This window comes from Pseudoalteromonas sp. SR45-1 (assembly GCF_014163655.1).
GTDB lineage: Bacteria > Pseudomonadota > Gammaproteobacteria > Enterobacterales > Alteromonadaceae > Pseudoalteromonas > Pseudoalteromonas distincta.
Map to the genome: position 1 here is coordinate 209,789 of NZ_JACJDR010000005.1, position 22,510 is coordinate 232,298.

General features: G+C 40.0%; 19 protein-coding genes. 14 read left to right on the forward strand and 5 right to left on the reverse strand.

Annotation, left to right across the window (positions count from 1 at the left end; all coding sequences use genetic code 11):
* Positions 1–31 precede the first annotated feature (31 nt).
* From nrdR to H5089_RS07535, 9 genes are all read left to right on the forward strand, one after another.
* Complete coding sequence (gene nrdR / locus H5089_RS07495) at positions 32–481, forward strand: transcriptional regulator NrdR (protein WP_002961761.1); 450 nt, start codon at positions 32–34, stop codon at positions 479–481.
* Positions 482–483: 2 nt separating this feature from the next.
* Positions 484–1,617: a bifunctional diaminohydroxyphosphoribosylaminopyrimidine deaminase/5-amino-6-(5-phosphoribosylamino)uracil reductase RibD gene (ribD, locus tag H5089_RS07500; RefSeq protein WP_182711879.1), complete on the forward strand. Its 1,134-nt coding sequence runs from the start codon at positions 484–486 to the stop codon at positions 1,615–1,617.
* A 16-nt stretch (positions 1,618–1,633) separates the two neighbouring features.
* Positions 1,634–2,287, forward strand: coding sequence for a riboflavin synthase (locus H5089_RS07505; RefSeq protein WP_024596291.1), 654 nt, complete (start codon positions 1,634–1,636; stop codon positions 2,285–2,287).
* Positions 2,288–2,316: 29 nt separating this feature from the next.
* Complete coding sequence (ribBA, locus tag H5089_RS07510) at positions 2,317–3,429, forward strand: bifunctional 3,4-dihydroxy-2-butanone-4-phosphate synthase/GTP cyclohydrolase II (RefSeq protein ID WP_182711880.1); 1,113 nt, start codon at positions 2,317–2,319, stop codon at positions 3,427–3,429.
* 100 nt (positions 3,430–3,529) lie between these two features.
* The gene (gene ribE / locus H5089_RS07515; protein WP_002961753.1) at positions 3,530–3,994 is read left to right on the forward strand and encodes a 6,7-dimethyl-8-ribityllumazine synthase; all 465 of its coding nucleotides are present in this window, start codon (positions 3,530–3,532) and stop codon (positions 3,992–3,994) included.
* 15 nt (positions 3,995–4,009) lie between these two features.
* Positions 4,010–4,420, forward strand: a complete 411-nt coding sequence (gene nusB, locus H5089_RS07520) for a transcription antitermination factor NusB (RefSeq protein ID WP_002961751.1) — start codon at positions 4,010–4,012, stop codon at positions 4,418–4,420.
* A gap of 46 nt (positions 4,421–4,466) precedes the next feature.
* On the forward strand, positions 4,467–5,441 hold the full coding sequence (thiL, locus tag H5089_RS07525; protein WP_024596289.1) for a thiamine-phosphate kinase: 975 nt from the start codon (positions 4,467–4,469) through the stop codon (positions 5,439–5,441).
* On the forward strand, positions 5,438–5,923 hold the full coding sequence (locus H5089_RS07530) for a phosphatidylglycerophosphatase A (protein WP_182196916.1): 486 nt from the start codon (positions 5,438–5,440) through the stop codon (positions 5,921–5,923). The genes thiL and H5089_RS07530 overlap by 4 nt, the downstream gene beginning before the upstream one ends.
* Before the next feature lie 37 nt (positions 5,924–5,960).
* A complete protein-coding gene (locus tag H5089_RS07535) occupies positions 5,961–9,047 on the forward strand; it encodes a ligand-binding sensor domain-containing diguanylate cyclase (RefSeq protein WP_002961745.1) in 3,087 nt (1,028 codons plus the stop codon).
* A gap of 41 nt (positions 9,048–9,088) precedes the next feature.
* Here H5089_RS07535 and H5089_RS07540 read toward each other — a convergent pair whose 3' ends face one another.
* The 4 genes from H5089_RS07540 to H5089_RS07555 form a co-directional block, all read right to left on the reverse strand.
* Positions 9,089–11,200 carry a hypothetical protein gene (locus tag H5089_RS07540; RefSeq protein ID WP_154903652.1) on the reverse strand — a complete coding sequence of 704 codons (2,112 nt, stop codon included), beginning with the start codon at positions 11,198–11,200 and terminating at the stop codon, positions 9,089–9,091.
* A gap of 200 nt (positions 11,201–11,400) precedes the next feature.
* The gene (gene dxs / locus H5089_RS07545; RefSeq protein ID WP_024603572.1) at positions 11,401–13,263 is read right to left on the reverse strand and encodes a 1-deoxy-D-xylulose-5-phosphate synthase; all 1,863 of its coding nucleotides are present in this window, start codon (positions 13,261–13,263) and stop codon (positions 11,401–11,403) included.
* Between the two features lie 105 nt (positions 13,264–13,368).
* Positions 13,369–14,256, reverse strand: coding sequence for a (2E,6E)-farnesyl diphosphate synthase (gene ispA / locus H5089_RS07550; protein ID WP_024597198.1), 888 nt, complete (start codon positions 14,254–14,256; stop codon positions 13,369–13,371).
* Between the two features lie 2 nt (positions 14,257–14,258).
* On the reverse strand, positions 14,259–14,501 hold the full coding sequence (locus tag H5089_RS07555; protein ID WP_002961738.1) for an exodeoxyribonuclease VII small subunit: 243 nt from the start codon (positions 14,499–14,501) through the stop codon (positions 14,259–14,261).
* A 321-nt stretch (positions 14,502–14,822) separates the two neighbouring features.
* On the opposite strand from H5089_RS07555, the gene pomA reads away from it, so the two are divergent.
* The 4 genes from pomA (at position 14,823) to H5089_RS07575 (ending at position 19,218) form a co-directional block, all read left to right on the forward strand.
* Positions 14,823–15,590 (forward strand): flagellar motor protein PomA, encoded by a 768-nt coding sequence (pomA, locus tag H5089_RS07560; protein WP_024597197.1) that lies wholly within the window; start codon positions 14,823–14,825, stop codon positions 15,588–15,590.
* 2 nt (positions 15,591–15,592) lie between these two features.
* Positions 15,593–16,513: a flagellar motor protein MotB gene (locus H5089_RS07565; protein WP_024597196.1), complete on the forward strand. Its 921-nt coding sequence runs from the start codon at positions 15,593–15,595 to the stop codon at positions 16,511–16,513.
* A 212-nt stretch (positions 16,514–16,725) separates the two neighbouring features.
* On the forward strand, positions 16,726–17,232 hold the full coding sequence (locus tag H5089_RS07570) for a hypothetical protein (protein ID WP_182696310.1): 507 nt from the start codon (positions 16,726–16,728) through the stop codon (positions 17,230–17,232).
* A gap of 45 nt (positions 17,233–17,277) precedes the next feature.
* A complete protein-coding gene (locus H5089_RS07575; RefSeq protein WP_182711881.1) occupies positions 17,278–19,218 on the forward strand; it encodes a DNA topoisomerase III in 1,941 nt (646 codons plus the stop codon).
* A 76-nt stretch (positions 19,219–19,294) separates the two neighbouring features.
* Here H5089_RS07575 and H5089_RS07580 read toward each other — a convergent pair whose 3' ends face one another.
* Complete coding sequence (locus H5089_RS07580; protein ID WP_182711882.1) at positions 19,295–20,605, reverse strand: M20 family metallopeptidase; 1,311 nt, start codon at positions 20,603–20,605, stop codon at positions 19,295–19,297.
* Positions 20,606–20,716: 111 nt separating this feature from the next.
* Here H5089_RS07580 and H5089_RS07585 point away from each other — a divergent pair, with 111 nt between their 5' ends.
* Positions 20,717–21,574 carry a tetratricopeptide repeat protein gene (locus H5089_RS07585; protein WP_182711883.1) on the forward strand — a complete coding sequence of 286 codons (858 nt, stop codon included), beginning with the start codon at positions 20,717–20,719 and terminating at the stop codon, positions 21,572–21,574.
* The last annotated feature ends 936 nt before the right edge of the window (positions 21,575–22,510 follow it).

Genomic DNA, 22,510 nt, shown 5'->3' on the forward strand with positions numbered 1-22,510 from the left:
CTTTTTTGTTTTAAAACGGAAGTACCGAGCTATGCATTGTCCATTTTGTACCGCAAAAGATACTAAAGTTATTGACTCACGCCTTGTTGGTGGAGGCCATCAAGTTCGCAGGCGCCGTGAGTGCAACGACTGCCATGAGCGCTTTACTACATTTGAAGGCGCTGAACTGGTTATGCCTCGTGTTATTAAACAAGACGGCAGCCGCGAACCATTTAACGAAGATAAATTATTAAATGGCTTAAATCGCGCACTCGAAAAACGCCCAGTGAGCACAGAGCAAGTAGACGAAGTAGTGAATATAATAAAATCGCAGTTGCGTGCTACAGGCGAGCGAGAAATTTCAAGCCATTTGGTTGGTGAATGCATTATGGAAGCCCTCAAAAAGCTCGATAAAGTAGCGTATGTAAGATTTGCCTCTGTTTATCGCTCGTTTGAAGATATACGCGAATTTGGCGAAGAAATTGCCCGCTTAGGGGAGTAACAATGCAAAGCCAAGTTCCTTTTACTGAACATGATGAAATGTATATGGCACGCGCCATAGAGCTTGCCAAAAAAGGTCGGTTTACTACCACACCTAACCCTAATGTTGGCTGTGTTTTAGTTAAAAATAATCAAATAATTGGTGAGGGGTTCCATCAATTAGCTGGTCAAGGTCATGCAGAAGTAAATGCACTGGCTGTCGCTGGAAAAAATGCACAAGGTGCAACGGCTTATGTAACGCTTGAACCGTGTAGTCATTATGGCCGTACGCCACCGTGCGCCGAAGGCTTAAAAGCTGCCGGTGTGGTAAAAGTAATTGCTGCTATGGTTGATACAAATCCACAAGTTGCTGGCAAAGGCCTTAAAATACTGAGCGACGCGGGTATTGACGTTGCTTACGGGTTACTCGAATCACAAGCTCGCGCACTTAACGTTGGCTTTTTTAAGCGTATGGAACAAGGCTTACCTTATGTGATTTGCAAAATGGCAGCGAGTATTGATGGTAAAACAGCGCTTAAAAATGGGCAAAGTAAGTGGATCACAAGCCCTGCTGCTCGACAAGACGTACAATTATACCGAGCGAAAAGCTGCGCTATTTTAACCGGTGCCGATACAGTGCTAGTAGACGATGCTAAACTTAATGTGCGACTAAGTGAGCTGCCTTGCACACTGCCTACTGATTTGCCGCTTCGCCAGCCCGTGCGTGTTATAATTGACTCTCAAAACCGTTTAACATCTGACCTTGCTTTATTTGAAATCCAAAGTGATGTAATAATATTTACGACTAAGGTTGATAAATCATTGCAATGGCCGCATTTTGTAAAGCATATTGAAGTCAGTGAAAGTAACGGTAAAGTTGATTTACAAGCCGTTTTAGAAAAACTTGGGCAACTGCAGTTTAATAATGTTTGGCTTGAAGCTGGCGCAACACTTGCTGGTAAAATGACAGAGCTTAATTTAGTTGACGAGTTTGTTTTTTATTTAGCGCCTAAACTAATGGGCCATGATGCAAAAAGTTTAGTTAATTTTCCTGAATTGACGAGTATGCAAAACACCGTTGATTTAACATTTAATGAATGTGCGCGCATTGGTGACGATTTACGTATCACCGCGTCAAAACTCATTAAAATCACTTAATAAAAAGAGTAGTGCTATGTTTACTGGGATAATAGAAGCCACAGGCAAAATTGCTTTATTACAAAAAAAACAAGGCGACTTAGCCATTCGTATCCAAAGTACTGATCTTGATATGACAGACGTAAAGTTAGGTGACAGCATTGCAACTAATGGTGTTTGCTTAACTGTAGTTGATAAACATATTGATGGTTTTAGTGCGGATTTATCTAATGAGACGATTAGTTTGACCGGTTTTGCTCACTATGCTTTAGGACAAACGGTGAATCTTGAAAAAGCCATGCAACCTGTTTCTCGTTTAGGCGGTCATTTAGTGTCTGGCCATGTTGATGGTATCGCAACAATTACAAGTATTACAGCAAACGCCAGAGCAACAGAATATTGGCTTACAACTGACGAAAATTTAATGAAATACATTCCGTACAAAGGTTCGGTATGTATTGATGGTATAAGCCTGACAGTAAACGCTGTAGAGGGCAATAAATTCAAATTAACAATTGTCCCACACACGAGTGAGCAAACCACAATTGCTCATTTTAAAGTAGGTACCCAAGTTAATTTAGAAGTAGATCAAATTGCACGTTATTTAGAGCGCCTTATAAAGGGTGCAGAGCAACCAACGGGCTCTGATATTTCGATGAGCTTACTCGCTAAAGCGGGTTTTATTAAATAACGAAACTGACAACTTACACGAGCAAATTTATGAATTTACACAGTGCGCAAGAAATCATCGACGATATTAAAGCCGGTAAAATGGTTATTTTAATGGATGATGAAGATAGAGAAAATGAAGGCGATTTAATAATAGCTGCTGAGCATATTAGCGCAGAAGCGATTAATTTCATGGCTACCCATGGCCGTGGTTTAATTTGTTTAACCATGACGCAAGAGCGTTGCGAGCAACTTGATTTACCGTTAATGGTTAAAAACAATGGTGCAGCATTTTCGACTAACTTTACAATGTCGATAGAAGCATCAAAAGGTGTTACAACCGGTATTTCAGCAGCAGATAGAGCGCGTACAGTGCAAGCGGCTATAGCTAAAGGCGCAGTCCCAAGTGATATTGTTCAGCCTGGACATATTTTTCCTATTATGGCGCAACCTGGTGGCGTATTAACTCGCGCAGGACACACTGAAGCTGGCTGTGATTTAGCGCGTTTAGCTGGGCTTGAAGCATCATCTGTTATTGTTGAAATACTTAATGCTGATGGCACTATGGCACGCCGCCCTGATTTAGAAGTTTTTGCGAAAGAGCACGATATTAAAATTGGCACCATTGCTGATTTAATCGAATACCGCAACTTAAACGAAACAACAATTGAGCAAGTAGCAAAATGTAAGTTACCAACTGTTCATGGTGAATTTGATTTAGTTACTTACAAAGACACAATTGACGGCCAATTACATTACGTATTGCTCAAAGGCGATATAAAAGATCAAGAGCCGACAAATGTACGTGTACATTTGCAAAGTACCTTTAACGATATTCTACTTTCAGACAGAAGTGCTGACCGTAGCTGGGGCCTTTCTGAAGCAATGGCTTATATCGCTAAAAATGAAGGTGCTTTAGTTATTTTAGGTAAGCAAGAAAGCACTGAAGAGTTAGAGGCAACTGTGAAAGCATTTGCAGCAGCTGATGATGGCGAAAGCGTTACGCCACGTAAATTCAAAGGTACATCTCGTACTGTTGGCGTAGGTTCGCAAATACTTGCCGATCTTGGAATTAAACAAATGCGATTAATGAGTCGCCCTAAAAAGTACCATGCACTTTCGGGCTTTCATTTAGAAGTTGTTGATTACGTTGAGCCACAATAAGCATCACGCTTAAACTAGGCTATTATTTTATTTTTATGGTATGATGCGCAGCAATTTTTGCGCAATCGCAACCGCTTGAACTTATTTTTAGGGTTATCAAATGAAAATTATTGAAGGTAATAAGTACGCTCCAGGCAAAAAATTTGCCATTGTCATTTCTCGTTTTAATGACTTTATTGGTAGCAGCCTCCTTGCAGGTGCTGTTGATGAGCTAAAACGCACAGGTGGCGTATCAGATGACGACATTACCGTTATTTATGTGCCAGGCGCGGTAGAATTACCTTTAGCGGCTAAACGCGTTGCGGCAAAAAAAGAGTATGATGCAATCATCGCATTAGGCGTAGTGATCAGAGGTGGTACACCACACTTTGACCTAGTTGCTGGCGAATCAAACAAAGGTCTTGCGCAAGTATCACTTGAGTATGATATCCCGGTTGCATTTGGCGTATTAACCACAGAAAGCATTGAACAAGCAATTGAGCGTGCTGGCACCAAAATGGGCAATAAAGGCGGCGAAGCTGCTTTAGGCGCGCTTGAAATGGTTAATGTGTTAGATAAAATTTAAGTTTAAGGAATTTTTGTGAAACCAGCAGCAAGACGTAAAGCACGTATCTTAGCACTCCAAGCCGTTTATTCTTGGCAAATAAGTGGCAATTTAATTGCCGATATCGAACAACAAATGTTGATCGAAACAGACGTTACTAAAATTGATGTTGAATACTTTAAAGATCTAGCGACGGGTGTTGCTGTAAATTACAAGCAACTAGACGAAGCTGTATCACCACATTTAACACGTCCGTTTGATGACTTAGATATGGTTGAGCGTGCAATTTTACGTTTAAGCAGCTATGAGCTTAAGTTCCGTGAAGACGTACCTTATAAAGTTGCTATTAACGAAGGTATTGAGCTGGCCAAAATTTTTGGCGCTGAAGACAGCCATAAATTTGTAAACGGTGTACTTGATAAAGCTGTTAAGCATTTACGCAAGTAAGTAAACCGTTAAAGAGGGGAGCCGGCATAGGCCGGCTTTTTTGTGTATGAAGGAATTTGAATTAATTAACCGCTACTTTAAAGGTCGCGGTATCACCCGTCGTGATGTAAACCTAGGTATAGGGGATGATTGCGCTTTAGTAACCGTTCCACAAAACTGCCAACTTGCCGTTACAACAGACACTCTTGTTGCTGGCGTACACTTTTTTGATGATATTTCCCCTCGTGCATTAGGTCACAGAGCGCTTGCTGTTAATTTAAGTGATTTAGCGGCCATGGGTGCTGAGCCAACTTGGGTTTCAGTTGCGTTAACTTTGCCAAGTATTGACCCACAGTGGATTGAAGAGTTTACTGATGGCATGCATGAAATTGCTGAATATTTTAATGTGCAGATTATAGGTGGCGATACAACTCAGGGCCCACTAACCATCACTATTTGTGCGAAAGGGACTGTACCCGAAGGTACTGCACTTCGTCGTAGTGGCGCAAAAGTGGGTGATTGGATTTATGTTACGGGTCCGCTAGGTGACGCTGGACTTGCAATTGAGTCTCGCAAACAAGGTATAAGTATTGAGCCAGAGCATTTAAAGTACGTAAATAAACGCTTTGACTTTCCAACCCCACGTGTTGCTGCAGGGCAGGTATTACGAGGCCTTGCATCATCGGCTATCGATGTGTCGGACGGCTTAATCGCTGATTTAAGTCATATACTCGATATGTCACAAGTAAGTGCAGTGGTGAATATTGAAAGTATTCCAACTTCAGATGCGATGCAAGCAAGCCTTGATTTTAATCAGCAGCTGCCATTTATTCTCAGTTACGGTGATGATTACGAATTAATTTTTACGGTCCCTGATAGCAATAAGAGTATGTTAGAAATAAAGCTACGCCAGTATGGTGTAGATGCAACATGCATTGGCCAAGTTAAAAGTGGCGATGGCCAAATTGAGCTTTTACACAACGGTGAAAAGTTTGATTTTGAACCGCAGGGTTTTGAGCACTTTGCAAAGGAGCTGGTTTGAACAATAACCGCAAGTTTAATTTAAAGCGTCCACATCAGTTTTTTGGTCTGGGCTTTGGGACTGGGCTTGCCCCTAAAGCGCCCGGTACATTTGGTACATTTGCTGCCTTGCCATTCATTTTTATGACCATGTATTATCCGTTATGGCTGCAAATTGTATTTGCCGTTGTGATCAGTATATTTGGTATATGGGCGTGCGGTAAAACGGCTGATGATTTAGGCGTGCACGATCATCCTGCTATTGTATGGGATGAAGTGGCGGGTTATTACATCACTATGATTGGCGCAGCACTTAACTGGCAAACATTACTCGTAGGTTTTTTGTTATTTCGCTTTTTTGATATAGCAAAACCCGGCCCAATCCGTATGCTAGACAAACGAGTACATGGCGGTTTAGGTATAATGGCCGACGATATACTTGCGGGTATTTTTTCGCTTATATGTTTACAAGCGTTAATAAAAGTGGGTTTACTGCCCTTTTAATTTTTATATTTGATTTGTTTAACTAGGTGGCAGCAATATGATGCGATTTTTACTGGTTTGTGTACTTATGTTGTGCGCGACGCCAAGTTGGGCTTCAATTACTGATTACGTAGTTAAGCAATGGAATATAAAAGATGGCCTACCGTCGCAATCACTTAAAAGTGTTGTGCAAGATCAGCAAGGCTATATGTGGCTTGGTACGCAATTTGGTTTAAGCCGTTTTGATGGTACAACATTTACAAATTACAACACGCAAAATAGCCCATTCTTGCCTAGTAATGGTGTTAATAAGCTTTTAGTCGATTCTAGTGGTTTGTTATGGGTAGGCACTAAAAGTGGCTTGGTAGTTATTAACCCAGCCACATTTGCAGCACAAGAATTTAATATTAAAGGTCCAGTAAGGGATATTCTTGAGGACTCTAAAGGTAGCATATGGATTGCGGCCAACGGCTTATACTATGTAGATAGAGGGCAAGTTGATTTACGCACTGAAGTAAATGGTCCTCTACCTATTGTTAATGCTACTGTCATCACACAAATAGTTGGCTCTGTTAGCCAAATGGCACTCTCTCCTGAAGGCATTTGGCTGGTTAATGATCGTCATTTATTACGCCTTACAAAAAACTCATCAGATTTTTCTAAACTACGTTTAGAGCTTACCGCAAAAATATCTTTACCAGAGCGCCTAGCGCAAACCATAGTGCACGATTTATCATTTTTAAATGGTAATTTGTATATAGCTTCTGAGCTAGGTGCATACTTTTTAGATTTAGATGACGAGCTAAGACCTTTTCCTCTACCTAATGCAAATAACTCAGCCGTTTATAAGTTTATGAGTGATACCGATGGTGGCTTGTGGGTTTCGACCTATGGACGCTTATTATTCAGAGATAAAACCGGTGAGTGGCAATGGGTAGAGCCTAGCCAACTCGATCAAAGTATATGGTTTGCTGATATTTTTAGAGATGATAAAAATAACGTTTGGTTAGCAAGCTTTAGTGAAGGCTTGTGGCTTGCTCATGAAGGACGAGTCGAAAGGCATTCAGCAGTTTCAAACATGACCGAATCTGTTATGGCTATTAGCCAAGCACCCGATGGTAAACTGTGGGTTGCGAATAAAAGCGGCATTGGTTATTTCGATTTAGATAAAAGTTTTATTAATTTAGTCCCAAGTAGTAAATATGGATACGCATCAGTACACGATCTACAATTTGATGGTGAGCGATTATATATAGCCACAGGGCGCGGCTTATTTGTTTTTGAAAACAAGACACTTTACACCGTCCCAGGTCGAGCACTTCGCGATAATCCGGTATTTGCAATAAGTCGCTCTAGTAAAGGCGGCTTTTGGATTGGTACCGGACGCGGTTTATATCGATTAAATTATGCTGGTTTAACGCCTTTTGCCTATAACGCTTTTTTAGGTAGTAAGTTTATTACCTACGTATTAGATAAAACAAACTTTGGTGTGATTGGTACTAGTAAGGGCGCATATTACTTTACAGACCGTGGCATTGAAAAAATTGGCGACCAAACAACACTTGAAAGCGCATACGTAACTAGCGTGCTACATATAGATGGCGTGGGTATTTTAATCGGCTCTCTTAACGACGGGCTTTTTTACAGAAGTACGCAAGGGCAATGGCGTCAGCTCGATGCAGCTAATGGTTTACCGTATGGTTCTATATTTAGCCTAGAATATGATGAAAAGTTAAAGCATGTTTGGGTAAGCACCATGAAAGGTGTTTACAGAATGCCTGTAGAGCAATTTAAAACAGAAATAAAAAGCTTAAAAGTTGAAGAAGTAATTTCATCTTTTGACCGTCAACTTGATGGTAAAGCGAATCAATGTTGTAGTGGACTTGGGCATGATGCGGTAGCAGACACCGGAAATTCTATTTGGTACCCAAGCTTACAAGGTGTTGTTGAAATACCTAAAAATGTAGAGCTATTTGGTGTGCTTGCATTAAAGCCAACAATAGAGACAATAACAACGCCACTTCGTCATTTAACTACCGCTGCGCTTGGTAAAAAACCATCATTAGAAACAGACGAGCGTGATATAACGCTAACTTACACAGCTATTGATTACTATGCACCAAACAGCATTGAATTTAGATATAAACTAAGTGGCTTAGATAGTGACTGGCGCTATGCAAATACGCGACGTGAAGCTATTTATACTAACTTGCCTCCTGGCTCGTTTTTGTTTCAATTAGAAGCTAAGCGCCAAGGTGAAGACTGGGCTAAAGCGCAAGATGTAGAATACGGTTTTGTAGTGCCTGAGCGCTTTGACGAAACAATTTACTTTAGGCTTTTAATTACCAGTGGTTTTATTTTGCTTTTTTATCTCATTTTTTGGGTGTTTAGAGCACAAGAACGCAGAAAACAAGAAGCATTAGAGGGCTTAATCACTGAGCGTACCTTAGAGCTTCGCCAAGCTAATGATAAATTAGGCCAAGTGAATTCACAGCTTAAATTAGTGAGTCACTCAGATGAGCTAACAGGGCTACGTAGTCGCCGCTTTTTGTTTGATCAACTCCCTAAAGATATTGAGCACTTTCAACGTAATTCACAGTCGCTGCAGGCACAAGGTAAGTCACTGGTGCTGGTAATTATTAACTTTGATAACTTCAGCCGTATTAACGATGCGTATGGCCCAATTGCAGGTGATAGCTGCTTACAGCAAATGGCTGCATTGTTAAATTCGCGTACGCAGGGCTCTGACTATGTGGCACGTTGGAGTGGTGATGAGTTTTTATTATTATTACGTGACTTTAAATGCAATAAAATAGACAGCTATGCTTCAGAACTTTGTAAAGTAATAGCGGCTAATTCGTTCCAATTACCAAATGGAAAAACAACTAATATCACGGCATCAATTGGTTGGTCATTTTATCCATTACCTTTACTAGGCGGACAGGTAATTAGCTGGGAAACCTCTATTAACTTAGCAGATATAGCACTGCATCAAGTTAAAAAGCGCGGTGGTGATGGTGTGGCTAATATTACGTTTGATGATCAGCTCGATGCATTTGAGTTTGAACAAAACTCTAATGTTGATCAGCAATTAGGTATTTTACAAAGTAATGGCTTGGCAGATATAAAAGTGTGGATGCGATAATGCCCGACCAAGGTTATTGGTCAGGCATGGTGAGGTTAACTCTATTTGTTAAGCCAAGCTGGTAATATTGCAATCGACTCAGGGGCTGTAAATGCCGTACTGGTATCGGCGCTTATATCACCGCCTGCACTGCTTAAAATATTATTAAATCGCATAACCACATTATTTGACTTCTCAGCTACGTATAAATCTGTTCCGGTATACATAATATCAACAGGGTTACCCAGTAGGGTATTTGGACCGCTAATAGTGGTACTTATGTTTACCAAGCCCGATGCAGTTGCTACGTTATTCAATACGTATATTTTGCCATCGTCAGCAACTGCTGCGCTACCAACATCAGAGAGTATTAGCGAGCCACTTAGCGAGTCGTAGTCGATGCCGTGCATGTTGCTTGGTGCTGCTACTGCTGTACCTGCATTTGCTGGCGTTATAAGCCTATCCTCAACTGCAATATTAGTACTACCAGCCATTAGTTTGCTTTTAACTTCGTCAAATACAGCAACGGTTCCATTTGTTAGTGCTACAAAAGCTCGATCAGTGTTTGCATCGTAATCAACATCCCAAGGGCGAGCATCGTTTGCAAACGTAAGCGTCATTAATGGGCTTGCATCCCCTGTGGTGCAAGTTGAAAATATTGAAATGCTTGGAGTATCTGCATTATTTTCTGCAACTAAAATCATACCGCTATCAGAAGCCACATCAAGACCTTTAGGAGATATAAGGCCTGTATTCGAACCAGTAATAATGCTGTCTTGGTTCGTATTATAAGTTTGCCCATCTCTGTTTATTGCCACTTTATTTGAAATAACAATACCGCCAATTGAGGTTGTACTGTTATCGAACGTTGTATAACTATTACCCGCTTTATCAAAAGTTACACTTTCGATAGTTTGACTTGCATTATAGTTGCCAATTTCTGTGTTAAGTTGTGAACTTAATCGACTAATTTGCCCAGTTGTTTCACCTGCAGTGCCCGGATTACTACTTACAGCAACACCTAGCAGCGCCATATTAGCGGTATCACTATCTGAAATATCAGCCATCTCATTTTGTATACCCAGTTTAGTAATTGACTCAGGTTTAATTGTTGAGGTAACTAAATCAGGAGTGATATCGCCGCTCTCACCTGAAAATATATTGCTGAACACAAGAACAGCATCATTTGATTTTTCAGCTACACGTAAGTCACTACCTTCAAGGCTAATATCAACTGGGTTACCAAGCATTGTTGCTGGACCGGCAATACTTCGTGCAACGCTTACTAAGCCCTCTGCAGTTGAAGCATTATTAATTACAAATAACGAACCATCGGTTGCGTCTGAGGCACTGCCTACATCAGACAAAACAAGTTTATTAGTATTTGAGTCATAAACAATGCCGTGAATATTTACAGATATTTGCGTGCCATCATTATTACTTGGAGTAATTGTGCGGCTTGGCATTGCGGCAAATTCACCACCAACAAAATTATCATAAACGGCTACATCACCATTTGTTAGTGCTACATAAAGGCGGTCGTTAGATTCATCATAATCAACATCCCACGGCGCCGCTTCTGTAATAGTTGTGCCTAAAGGCGCTGCATCGCCCGCGGCTGTAGCGCCAAAAGTCGTTACTTGCATAGCGCCAAAGTCAGCAATAAAAACAAGGCCACTCTTTTGTGCTACAGCTATTCCTTTAGGGTTTACCAGTGTTGTGTTAGTACCTGTTATTTCGCGATCTGTATTAGCTGTATAGGTTGCGCCGTCACTACGATTTGCAAGCTGGCAAATAGTTTTAATACTGCCATTTTCGCTGTCGCTTGCTTGCAATAAATTACCTAAGCTATCAAATGCAACGCCTTCGTTAGCTGTTGTATTAAAGGTTTTTAGTTTAGAGGCGTTTTGGTTAATTAAATCGATAGTGCCTGTATTGCTCTCGCCATTGTTTGCCAAAATTAATGTGGCTGATGCAAAACCAGGGTTGCCATTTGTACCGTCGGTACCGTTTTGTCCATCGGTGCCTGCAATACCATCTACGCCGTTTTCACCATCGTCTGAGCTACAGCCTGTAATGCCGATTAATACTGCAAGTGTTAAAGCTGAAAAACTAAGCGTGTGTTTAAGTGTGTTTTTTTGTGTTGAATGAGTTGTTAAATTAGCTTTATTCATCATTTTTACCTTTTAAATATTCCATCAAATGTAGGTAAATAACGCGCTTGCTCATAAGGCATAGACTAAGCGGCACCGATTATTTACATGTTAACCTCATATCAATAACGGCTATAAAATGAAACTGGATGCAAAAAAGTTAAAATTAAAAACAAAAAAAGGAGCCTTGAGGCTCCTTTTTAATAAACTAAGTAAATAGCTTAAGCGATAAACGCCTTAATAGCGTTTAATATTCCTTGCTCGCCTAATCCCATTTCATCGTGCATTTCATCTTGCGTGCCGTGTTTAATAAACTCATCAGGAATACCTAAGTTAAGGATATTAATATCAGCTTTTTGCGTTGCCAAGTATTCATTAACTGCAGAGCCAGCACCGCCAGCAATCGCGTTATCTTCAAGCGTAACAAAGGTATCGTGGCTAGTAGCAAGCTCATTTAAAAGTGCAGTATCAAGTGGTTTAATAAAACGCATATTAACAAGCGTTGCATCTAATTCGTTAGCTGCAAGCTGGGCGTTTTCAAGTAATGTACCGAACGATAAAATGGCAATTTTACTGCCTTTCTTAATTGTATCTGCCTTACCTATTTCAAGCAGTTGCATAGTGCTTTCAATGTCTGCAGTACCTGCGCTACCTCGAGGGTAACGAACTGCAACAGGGCAGTTTTCTTTATAACCGGTGTATAGCATTTGGCGGCATTCGTTGGTGTCGCTTGGTGCCATAATTACCATATTTGGAATACAGCGCATAAAGCTTAAATCGTACGCACCTTGGTGAGTTTCACCATCGGCTCCAACAATACCAGCGCGGTCAATGGCAAATAATACAGGTAAGTTTTGCAGTGCAACATCATGTATTAATTGGTCATACGCACGTTGTAAAAAGCTCGAGTAAATAGCAACAACAGGTTTTAAACCTTCACAAGCAAAACCAGCTGCTAAAGTAACAGCATGCTGCTCTGCAATGGCCACATCAAAGTATTGATCTGGAAACTCTTTAGAAAAACGTACCATGCCAGAGCCTTCGCGCATTGCTGGCGTAATAGCCATTAACTTGCTGTCTTGCTTTGCCATGTCGCATAACCAATCGCCGAAAACTTTTGAAAAAGTAGCAGCGCTAGGTTTAGATTTAGGCAGGCTAGTTGTGCTCGGATCGAATTTTGGTACACCATGGTAGCCAATAGGATCGGCTTCAGCAGGTTTGTAGCCCTTACCTTTTTGCGTTTTTATATGTAAAAGCTGTGGGCCTTTTAAATTACGCATATTACGCAATGTATCTACAAGCATGTTTACATCGTGACCATCAATTGGGCCTATGTAATTTAGGCCTAATTCTTCAAAGAAGGTCCCCGGGATCATCATGCCCTTAATGTGCTCTTCCATTTTACTGGCAAGTTGCTTTACCGGAGGCACACCTGAGAGTAACTTTTTACTGCCTTCACGAATGTTAGTATAAAAGCTACCTGATAAAATTCGGGCAAAGTGATTTGTTAATGCGCCAACATTTTCTGAAATCGACATTTCGTTATCATTTAAAATAATAAGCATGTCTGATTTTACATCGCCTAAATGATTCATCGCTTCAAATGCCATGCCTGCGGTGATAGCTCCGTCACCAATAATGGCTACAGATTTTCGACCTTTGCCTTCTTTTTGGGCGGCAATAGACATACCTAAGGCAGCTGAAATAGAGGTGCTTGAATGACCTACGCTAAACGTATCGTATTGGCTTTCATCGCGAAAAGGAAAAGGGTGCAAACCGTCTTTTTGGCGAATAGTGTGCATTTGGTCGCGACGACCTGTAAGGATTTTATGTGGATAAGCTTGGTGACCCACATCCCAAACTAGGCGATCGTCTGGAGTGTTATAAACATAATGTAGCGCAACGGTTAGTTCAACCGTCCCTAAACCAGACGCTAGATGACCGCTACTTTGCGATACTGAGTTGAGTAAATAATCGCGCAGCTCATTGCTAAATGCAGGGAGTTTGTCTTGCGCTAAGTCACGCAATTGGGCTGGCTCGTCAACCAAATTAAGTAATGGATACTTGCTACTATCAAGTGTCATGGTTTTATATATATCCTTCGCTAACATTAATTCATTCAAAGCTTTTACGAATAATTAATGTTGAGTAATAATGTCAGTGCTAATTGCAATACGTATGAGCAAAAATTAGTGGTCACGCTCAATTAGGTAATTTGCTAGCGACGCAAGAAGTGTTGTGTCAGCATCTATATTTGCCAACGCTTCATGGGCTTGTTGTATTAAATTTTGCGCCTTTTCTTTAGCGCCTAGCATACCTAATAACGCCGGATATGTCGCTTTATTCGCGGCAATATCGGAGCCTTGTGGTTTACCTAAAGTAACCGTATCGCCTTCAACATCTAAAATGTCGTCGTGTACTTGAAACGCCAGCCCTATAGCATACCCAAAAATGCTTAAATTTTCTAAGGTTTGTTGATCTGCCTTTTCACTGCACAGTGCACCAAGTGTAATTGCACAATTAATTAAAGCTCCGGTTTTTAGCTTATGTATTCGCTCAAGCTCTTGTACGGTAATTACTTTATCTGTTGCTGCTATGTCAAGACCTTGTCCGCCTACCATGCCCTCAAGGCCTGATGCGTTGGCAAGCGTAGCAATCATTTTTACTTGTGTTTGCGACGAGCATGTAAATTTGTGATTCGCAATAAGCTCAAAGGCGAGTGTTTGTAGGGCATCACCGGCTAAAATTGCATTTGCCTCGCCAAATTCTATGTGGCAAGTAGGGCGGCCACGGCGTAAGTCGTCATCGTCCATAGCGGGCAAATCGTCATGAACTAGCGAATAGCTATGGATACACTCAATTGCAGCTGCAAGTACATGTAAGTCTTGCTGGTTTGCACCGAGCATTTTACCTGTGGCATAAACTAAAAATGGACGTAATCTTTTACCGCCATTAAATAATCCATACTGGGTGGCGTTCTTGACTGTTTCTTCAGTATCGAGAGGCTGTTTAAAATGCTGTTGTAAGGTCGCTACTACATCTTTTTGAGCACGTTCGATATAATTATTTATGCTCACAGCTATTCCATATCATTATCAAAATTCGTAAGAACTGACTTTTCGCCATTCCCCATCAAAATTGATACTTTTTGTTCTGCTTGCTGTAATTTACCTGATGAAGCACTTGCTAATGCAATTCCACGCTCAAATTGCTTTAACGATTGCTCAAGCGATAAGTCACCTTGTTCCATGTCACTAACGATTGTAGATAATTCTTCTAGTGCTTGTTCGAAACTTAAGTTTTCAGGTTTTTTAGTCGCCATCTTTATTTCAGCTTACATAATAAATTTAGGGGTCAATTTTAGGGGGAATGCTAAACTAGGTCAAAGGATGATATTGGTTTTTTACTTTTATAACGTTAAATTATATTTCAAGTGTATTAATAAAGCCTTAATAGCGGTCTGTTAGTTTAATAAATCAATTGATAATTAGGTAGCCCTTATAACTTGATCTAAAATAGTGCTAAAGGCTGCTTTTTATGTTTATTTATAAAAATGGCTTAAGCAATTCAATATGTTGCCGATAAGCAGTTAATAATAAAAGTTTATGATAAGGCCATTAAGCATGAAACTTCTGGAGGAAATGTGGATTTAGCAACCATAATCGGGATCCTAGGCGCAATTGGCTTAATTGTCATGTCTATGTTTATGAGTAGTAGCGGTGAAATGGCTATGTTTGCCGATGCTCCTTCTAGTGTAATTGTATTTGGTGGTTCACTTTTCATTGTTTTATCAAATTTCACCATGTCGCAGTTTTTGGGTATAGGTAAAGTTGTTGCTAAAGCGTTTATGTTTAAAATTGAAACGCCAGAAGAGCTTATTGAAAAAGCAGTAGAACTTGCTGATTCAGCTCGTAAAGGGGGCTTTTTAGCACTCGAAGAAGCTGAAATCCCAAATCCATTTATGCGCAAAGGCGTCGACATGCTTGTTGATGGCCATGACGCAGATGTTGTTCGCGCCACACTTCAAAAAGACATCTCTTTAACCACTACTCGACATGAAATGGGTGCAGGCTTATTTAAGTCATTAGCCGATATTGCACCAGCAATGGGAATGATTGGTACTCTAATTGGCTTAGTTGCAATGTTATCTAACATGGATGACCCAAAAGCAATTGGCCCGGCAATGGCGGTAGCGCTTTTAACAACTTTATATGGTGCGTTTTTAGCCAATGTTGTGGCAATTCCTATTCAGGTAAAACTTGAACTGCGTAAAGACGAAGAAGCTATGAATCAGCGTTTAATTTTAGATGCTATTTTAGGTATACAAGATGGCCAAAATCCAAAAGTTATCGAAGGTATTTTGAAAAATTACTTAGCTGAATCTAAACGCAAAGTAGATACCGAGGAGTAATTATGTCTGATCAAGAGTGCAAATGCCCACCACCAGGCCTACCAGCATGGATGGGAACGTTTGCCGATTTAATGTCACTGTTAATGTGCTTTTTTGTACTCTTGCTTGCGTTTTCAGAAATGGATGTACTTAAGTTTAAACAAATTGCGGGCTCTATGAAGTTTGCTTTTGGTGTGCAGAATAAAATTGAAGTAAAAGATATCCCTAAAGGTACCTCTGTTATTGCTATGGAGTTTACCCCAGGCAAACCAGAGCCAACCCCAATAGAAACCATTCAGCAGCAAACAGTCGAAATGACTCAACAAATGTTAGAGTTTCAGGCTGGAGATGAAAGCTCAGCTGGCGGCAGGCAAGAACAACGCGGGGATAAACGTGGTGGCGAATCTCGTAGTACTTCTCAAGAGCAATCGTCAGAGCAAGCAACTTCAGCGGCCGATCAGGAACAAACTAACGAGCTCGTTAAAAAAATCGCGCAGCAGCTTGAAAAGCAAATAATAGATGGTGCAATTGAGCTTGAATCTTTAGGGCAGCAAATAATTATTCGTATTAGAGAGAATGGTTCATTTCCTTCGGGTAGTGCATTTTTACAACCTAAGTTTAAACCCATAATTCAAGATATTGGTGTACTGTTAAAAGATGTACCTGGCGAAATAACTGTATCTGGCCATACCGACGATTTTCAGGTATCGAATGAGCTATATATTAATAATTGGGACTTATCGTCAAAGCGAGCTGTAGCTGTAGCAAGCGAGCTGCAAACGGTGCAAGGGTTTGATAAAAACCGCATGATGGTAGTGGGGCGAGCTGATACTCGTCCACTTGTTCCAAACGATTCAAATGAAGATCGCCGAAGAAACCGTCGAGTAGAAATATCAATCCTGCAAGGTAAGGCTAAAGAGTCTGCTCCTATTGATGTGCGCTAAGTTATTGCTTGTGTTATATTTCACTATGTTTGTTTTGATTTAAGGTACTTAATTGCCTTAAGTATCTTGGCAATTTCGTCATTTTAGCTTACAGTACATTTCCTTAACATATGTAATGGAGTGCCTGTGAAAATAATCAATAAATATTGCGACATGCCGGGTAATGGTGATGGTACTGATGACGATAAAAAAACAAAATAGGGCAGAGTATTTTGCCTGAATGGTTTTTATATATTGTTAGTATTTTAAGCAAAAGCTGGGTTTTAATGCTAAGTCCGGCTATTTTTATATTTTTTGTATTTAAAGATCGCCTAGCCTTTCGATTTGTATTACTTACCGCAGCTTTTTTCCTCTTTGGTAACCTAACTGCTTCAAGCCTACGAGCGTTTGATGACATTTATATTTATCGTTATTTAGTTTGGGCGATCACAGATATTATTTGGATGGCACTTATAGCTTACTGGGGTATAAAGGATAAAGTTTATTTATGGCAATGTGTTATTGGGCAACTAGTTGTTATTGGCGCACCTATATTACAACTATTCCGATTAGTTGACCGCCATTTGTGGGATTTAGCTTACAGTACCGTTATTTATCAGACCCTAATGCCATTTATCAATATTGCCACGGTGGTTGTATGCTATTTACCTTTAATTATCCTTTTCACTAAGCAAGGTAGTGTAAAGTCAAAAATAGAAAACTCCCCACCTTCAAAATAGCTGTGCTAAACTACTGTTTATATAAACAGTGAGTGAGCGACTCCCATGAAACTCTACATTGCAGAAAAACCATCACTAGGCAGAGCAATTGCTGATGCCTTACCAAAACCACATAAAAAACATGATGGTTATATAGAAGTCGCTAATGGCGATTGTGTATCGTGGTGTATTGGGCATTTGCTAGAACAAGCAGAACCCGATGACTATGATGAGCGCTTTAAAAAATGGCAGTTTGAACACTTACCTATAATACCTGAACAGTGGAAGTTAAAAGCCAAAACCAAAACTCGCAAACAGCTCACTGTTTTAAAAAAATTAATTAAACAGGCCTCGCAACTTATTCACGCTGGCGATCCAGACCGTGAAGGCCAGCTACTAGTCGATCAAGTAATAGAAGAAGCCAAAATAAGTCAGGCTAAAAAGCAAAGTACGCAACGTTTACTCATTAGTGATTTAAATTTGTCCGCAGTAAAAAAATCACTGGGTACTATGCGTTCTAATCGAGATTTTATTCCGTTAAGTGTATCTGCTTTAGCGCGCTCTCGTGCTGATTGGCTATTTGGTATGAATTTAACGCGTGCATATACGTTAGCAGGGCAAAAAGCAGGGTTTGGTAATGTACTTTCGGTAGGGCGAGTACAAACCCCTATTTTAGGTCTTGTTGTTAATAGAGATAACGAAATAGCGAACTTTGTATCTAAGCCTTTTTACGATGTATTGGCGCATTTGCTTACTCCTGATAATCAACCATTCATAGCTAAGTGGGTTCCAAGCAAAGCATGTGAGCCACATCAAGATGAAGAAGGGCGAATACTTAACAAAGCTCTTGCAGAAAATGTTGCTTCACGTATTACAAAGCAAAGTGCTGAGCTTACTTTACTCGACCAAAAACAAAAAAAGCAAAGTGCTCCATTACCTTATAATTTATCTGCTCTGCAAATAGATGCCGCTAAAGCATTTGGTATGCCAGCTCAAAAAGTATTGGATATTTGCCAAATACTTTACGAACGTCATAAACTAATTACTTACCCACGCTCAGATAATCGTTATTTACCTAAAGATCACCATCAAGAAGCATCTGCTATTTTAAAGGCAATAAGTGCAAATGGGGGGCAAAGCAGTGAATTAGTAAACGGGGCTGATGTAAAAAAGCGTAGTAAATGTTTTAACGATTCAAAAGTAGCTGCCCATCATGCCATTGTGCCTACGGCTAAGCAGTTAAAGTCAGCGAGTTTGAGCGGTGACGAAGCAAAGGTATATCAATTAATAAGCCGTCATTACTTAATTCAGTTTTATCCCGACTATATATATAACGAAACTAAAGCTGAGGTAATTATTGCTGGTGGGCTTTTTAAGGCAAATGCAAAGCAAGATGTAAGCTTGGGTTTTAAGGTGTTAATGGGTAAATCTGAATTAAAAGATGAAGCCTCGCTACCTCCTTTAACAAAAGGTATGCCTCTTTTTTGCGATAAAGGCGAAGTAGTCGAAAAGCATACATCACCCCCTGCTTATTTTACCGATGCCACATTGTTGGCTGCGATGACGGGCATTAGCCGTTATGTTAAAGATCCACAAATTAAAAAAGTATTAAAAGACACTGATGGTTTAGGTACGGAGGCAACACGTGCGGGAATAATCGAGTTGCTATTTAAGCGGCGTTTTTTAAAACGTGAAGGTAAGTCAATTAGAGCGACCGAAACGGGACTTGCTCTTATTAGCGTATTACCACAAGGTTTAGCGAGTCCTGATTTAACCGCAAAGTGGGAGTCGAGCTTAGGTGATATTGCACAGCAGGCAATGAGTTATCAGCAATTTTTACAGCCTTTACTTGCTGACCTAAATGGGTTTGTTCAATTAGCAGCAAACTGCGATAGCAATGCATTTGCGAAGTTACCAAAAACCTCACCTAAAAAACGTTTTGCTAAACGAGGTGGAAAAGCGACCTTTAAAAAGTCGAGTTATAAAAAAAGCTCTGTTGCTAGTTAGCAACAGAGCTTTTTTATTAAACGATATTACTCAACCTGAACTCTGTTTGAGATAGATTTATTATCCAGAACTCAGGTTACTTATTAAATAAAGCAACAGCAGCGTTACTCATTGCTTTTATTCCAGTAGGAATAGCAACTTTATAATCTGGTGCAAATTTACTAGAGTGTAGAGAAGGGAGTACCTCACCTGTTTTTATTGAATCTGCATATTGTGCTTGGTTTACGCCTCCTAGCCAAAAGAGGGTGATAGGGATATTTTCATCGGTGCGCCCGTATAGGCCAAAATCTTCACCCGCCATTACAGCTTGTGTTTCAAGTACATTAGTATCGCCAATTGCGCTGGCAATAGAGTTTCTAACAATGTCTGTTTGTGCAGGGTTATTATAAGTAGATGGAATCGATTCATCTTCATGTACATATATTACAGGGTAGTTAGATTCATTTAAGCCAGCACTTTGTGCAATACCTGCGGTGATTCGTTTTATTGCTGCTATTTGAGCGCTTCTTACATCGGGGTTATAGCTTCTAAGAGTGAGTTGTAGTTTTACTTCATCCGAAATCACATTATGTTTTGAGCCACCATGAATAGACCCCACTGTAATCACAGAAGGCTCAAGCGGTGAAAGCTCTCGGCTTGTGATTGTTTGCAAAGCAAGTACAGTGCGTGCAGCTATAACCACTGGGTCTATAGTTGTATGAGGGTAAGCACCATGACCACCTTTACCTTTAATTGTAATATCGACAGAATCTACACTTGCCATCGTGTATTCATTTTTCATTGATACCTTACCAGCGGGGACGCTAGCGCTTACATGTAAAGCAATTATATGATCAGGTTTTGCATATTTACTAAATAGTCCTTCGCTTAACATCGCTTTAGCACCCCCACCTACTTCTTCTGCAGGCTGTGCAACCATCATTAATGTACCTTGCCACTGTTTTTTATGAGCAATTAACTGCTCTGCAGTTCCAATAAAAGAGCTCATGTGGATATCGTGGCCACAGCCGTGCATTACACCTACTTTTACACCGTGCTCGTCTATTACTTTGACTTTTGAGGCATAGGATTTTCCTGTTTGCTCAATAATAGGTAAGCCATCAGTATCAGTGCGGATCATTACTGTCGGCCCCTCACCATTTTTATAAATACCAACTACTCCAAAGCCACCTACATTACTTGTTACTTTAAAACCCAGCTGAGTTAATCTATCTGCTATCTTTTTACCTGTTTTTTGTTCGTGATAAGAAAGCTCTGGGGATTGGTGTAAGTCGAGGTAAAACTTTTCAATAGCTGGCATGGCTTTGCTTAAATTCAAATCGAGTCCATTTGCTTGTACTAATGGGCTTGCTAATAAAAGTATTGCACTTAGGTAAGTTAATTTCATATTTTCCCTTATTGTTGAATATGTATACCGAGTGATTTAGGTATATGACTTGTAATTATTATGTTCACCACCATATAAAAACCTAAATAGACGAATATGGCAATCAATTCAATGAGCAACATAGTTAGTATTAATGAGCAAAACCTTCAACAAGTACTCGGTGAAACATCACAACAAAAATTGGTGTTGCTTAACTTTTTCTCTCCTCAAAGTCCTGACTGCATCGGACAGGCTGCAATTTTAGATAAAGTAGCAGCAGAAAATGCAAGCTATATAGTAGTAGCAAACTTAGATTGCGATGCAGAACAAGCACTCGCTTCTCAACTTGCGCAACAAGTTGGTCTGCAAACACTGCCTACGCTTGTATTATTAAAAGACTCCGCACCAGTAGATTTACTTGCAGGTGTTCAAAGCGAAGCGCAAATACGCGAAGCCCTAGCAAAGCATTTACCTGCGCAACAAGACTTACTATTAGAGCAAGCAAAGCAAGCGTTATTAAAGTCAGATTTAAATGCTGCATTTAATTATGCAAAGCAAGCTTATGAAATAGACAGCGGTAATGCACGTATCAAGTTAGTGCTAGCAGACATATGTATTCAAATTCACAAGGTAGATGAAGCGCAAGCGCTTATAAATACAATAGATGCACAAGAGCAAGATGCTTACTTTAATAATATAAAAGCAAAATGCGAAGCCGCGCTTGAGGCAAAAGATTCACCAGAGATTAAAGAAAAGCAACAACAAGTAGAAAAGTATCCAAATGACTTAGAATTAAAAGAAGAGCTCAGTATTTTACTTAATGAAGCAGGCAGAAAAGAAGAAGCATTGGATGTACTGTTTACAGTTCTACAAAAAGATCTGAACTTCAACGAAGCAAAACCAAGCTTTTTAGCCATTATTGCCTCTTTACCTGATGGCGACGCACTCGCAGCTAAGTATCGTCGCAAGTTATATAGTATTTTATACTAGGGTCTGTTGCTCTTTGCGGATTAAAATTTGTTCAAACTAGGGGGTGTTTAATCGCGGCGCGAGATTTGTAACCTAGTGGGCTAAGTAAAAACCGAGTAACAAAGAGTAAATAGCCCCTAGGAAGAACCCTTTGGGCAGCGCCTGTTTGGCATTAATGCTACGTTATCGCCTATTTATGGGGAGTAACCACACTACATAGGCTCTGCCTTGCCTGAATACCAAACAGGCTGCTGCAAATTTAACCTTGAAAGATAAACAGACCCTAGATTCTAATAACTATTACTTTTAAGAAGCACCTACATAAGGTGCTTTTTGCATTTTTAAGGTTTTAATTAATAGCTTTAGTATGGTTTAGCTATGTAAAAAGAAGAGTTATCAACAGGGTTTTGTGAGTAACTTGTGCTTATCGTGTGTGCTTGCTTGGGGCTTAATTTTAATTACTATTTTATGCAAATAACGCTTGCGTAAAATCCGCCGCTCCCTATAATGCGACCCCACTGAGACGGGAAACAGCAACGCATAGCGAGGCACGAACAACTCAGGGTGTTAAGTAAAACTTAGATTGAATCTTTTTAGAAAGTTTAAATTCAAGTGTTGACAAAAAAATAGGAAAGCGTAATATGCGCAGCCCTAGCGAGATAAAGTTCAACTTTATAATCGCAACGTTCTTTAACAATATAAAGCAATCATCTGTGTGGGCACTCGTACAGATTGAGTTCTAACAGCCAACCTACTTAGGTAGCGAGGCAAACAAATTAGAGTCTCAATTGAAAACTGAGTGACCAACAGAAGTAACTTATTTATAAGTTGCTTCGGCACAGTCAATTCAATATCGAAAGATATTAAAAAATTCAGAATTCATTGAGCTGTCGAAAGACATAAAACTTTTTAATTGAAGAGTTTGATCATGGCTCAGATTGAACGCTGGCGGCAGGC

What these genes read in the sequence shown, in the direction of transcription:
- nrdR (WP_002961761.1), top strand. Translation starts at nt 32, where the DNA reads ATGCATTGTCCATTTTGTACCGCAAAAGATACTAAAGTTATTGACTCA.
- ribD (WP_182711879.1), top strand. Translation starts at nt 484, where the DNA reads ATGCAAAGCCAAGTTCCTTTTACTGAACATGATGAAATGTATATGGCA.
- H5089_RS07505 (WP_024596291.1), top strand. Translation starts at nt 1,634, where the DNA reads ATGTTTACTGGGATAATAGAAGCCACAGGCAAAATTGCTTTATTACAA.
- ribBA (WP_182711880.1), top strand. Translation starts at nt 2,317, where the DNA reads ATGAATTTACACAGTGCGCAAGAAATCATCGACGATATTAAAGCCGGT.
- ribE (WP_002961753.1), top strand. Translation starts at nt 3,530, where the DNA reads ATGAAAATTATTGAAGGTAATAAGTACGCTCCAGGCAAAAAATTTGCC.
- thiL (WP_024596289.1), top strand. Translation starts at nt 4,467, where the DNA reads ATGAAGGAATTTGAATTAATTAACCGCTACTTTAAAGGTCGCGGTATC.
- H5089_RS07535 (WP_002961745.1), top strand. Translation starts at nt 5,961, where the DNA reads ATGATGCGATTTTTACTGGTTTGTGTACTTATGTTGTGCGCGACGCCA.
- H5089_RS07540 (WP_154903652.1), bottom strand. Translation starts at nt 11,200, where the DNA reads ATGAATAAAGCTAATTTAACAACTCATTCAACACAAAAAAACACACTT.
- dxs (WP_024603572.1), bottom strand. Translation starts at nt 13,263, where the DNA reads ATGACACTTGATAGTAGCAAGTATCCATTACTTAATTTGGTTGACGAG.
- H5089_RS07555 (WP_002961738.1), bottom strand. Translation starts at nt 14,501, where the DNA reads ATGGCGACTAAAAAACCTGAAAACTTAAGTTTCGAACAAGCACTAGAA.
- H5089_RS07565 (WP_024597196.1), top strand. Translation starts at nt 15,593, where the DNA reads ATGTCTGATCAAGAGTGCAAATGCCCACCACCAGGCCTACCAGCATGG.
- H5089_RS07575 (WP_182711881.1), top strand. Translation starts at nt 17,278, where the DNA reads ATGAAACTCTACATTGCAGAAAAACCATCACTAGGCAGAGCAATTGCT.
- H5089_RS07580 (WP_182711882.1), bottom strand. Translation starts at nt 20,605, where the DNA reads ATGAAATTAACTTACCTAAGTGCAATACTTTTATTAGCAAGCCCATTA.
- H5089_RS07585 (WP_182711883.1), top strand. Translation starts at nt 20,717, where the DNA reads ATGAGCAACATAGTTAGTATTAATGAGCAAAACCTTCAACAAGTACTC.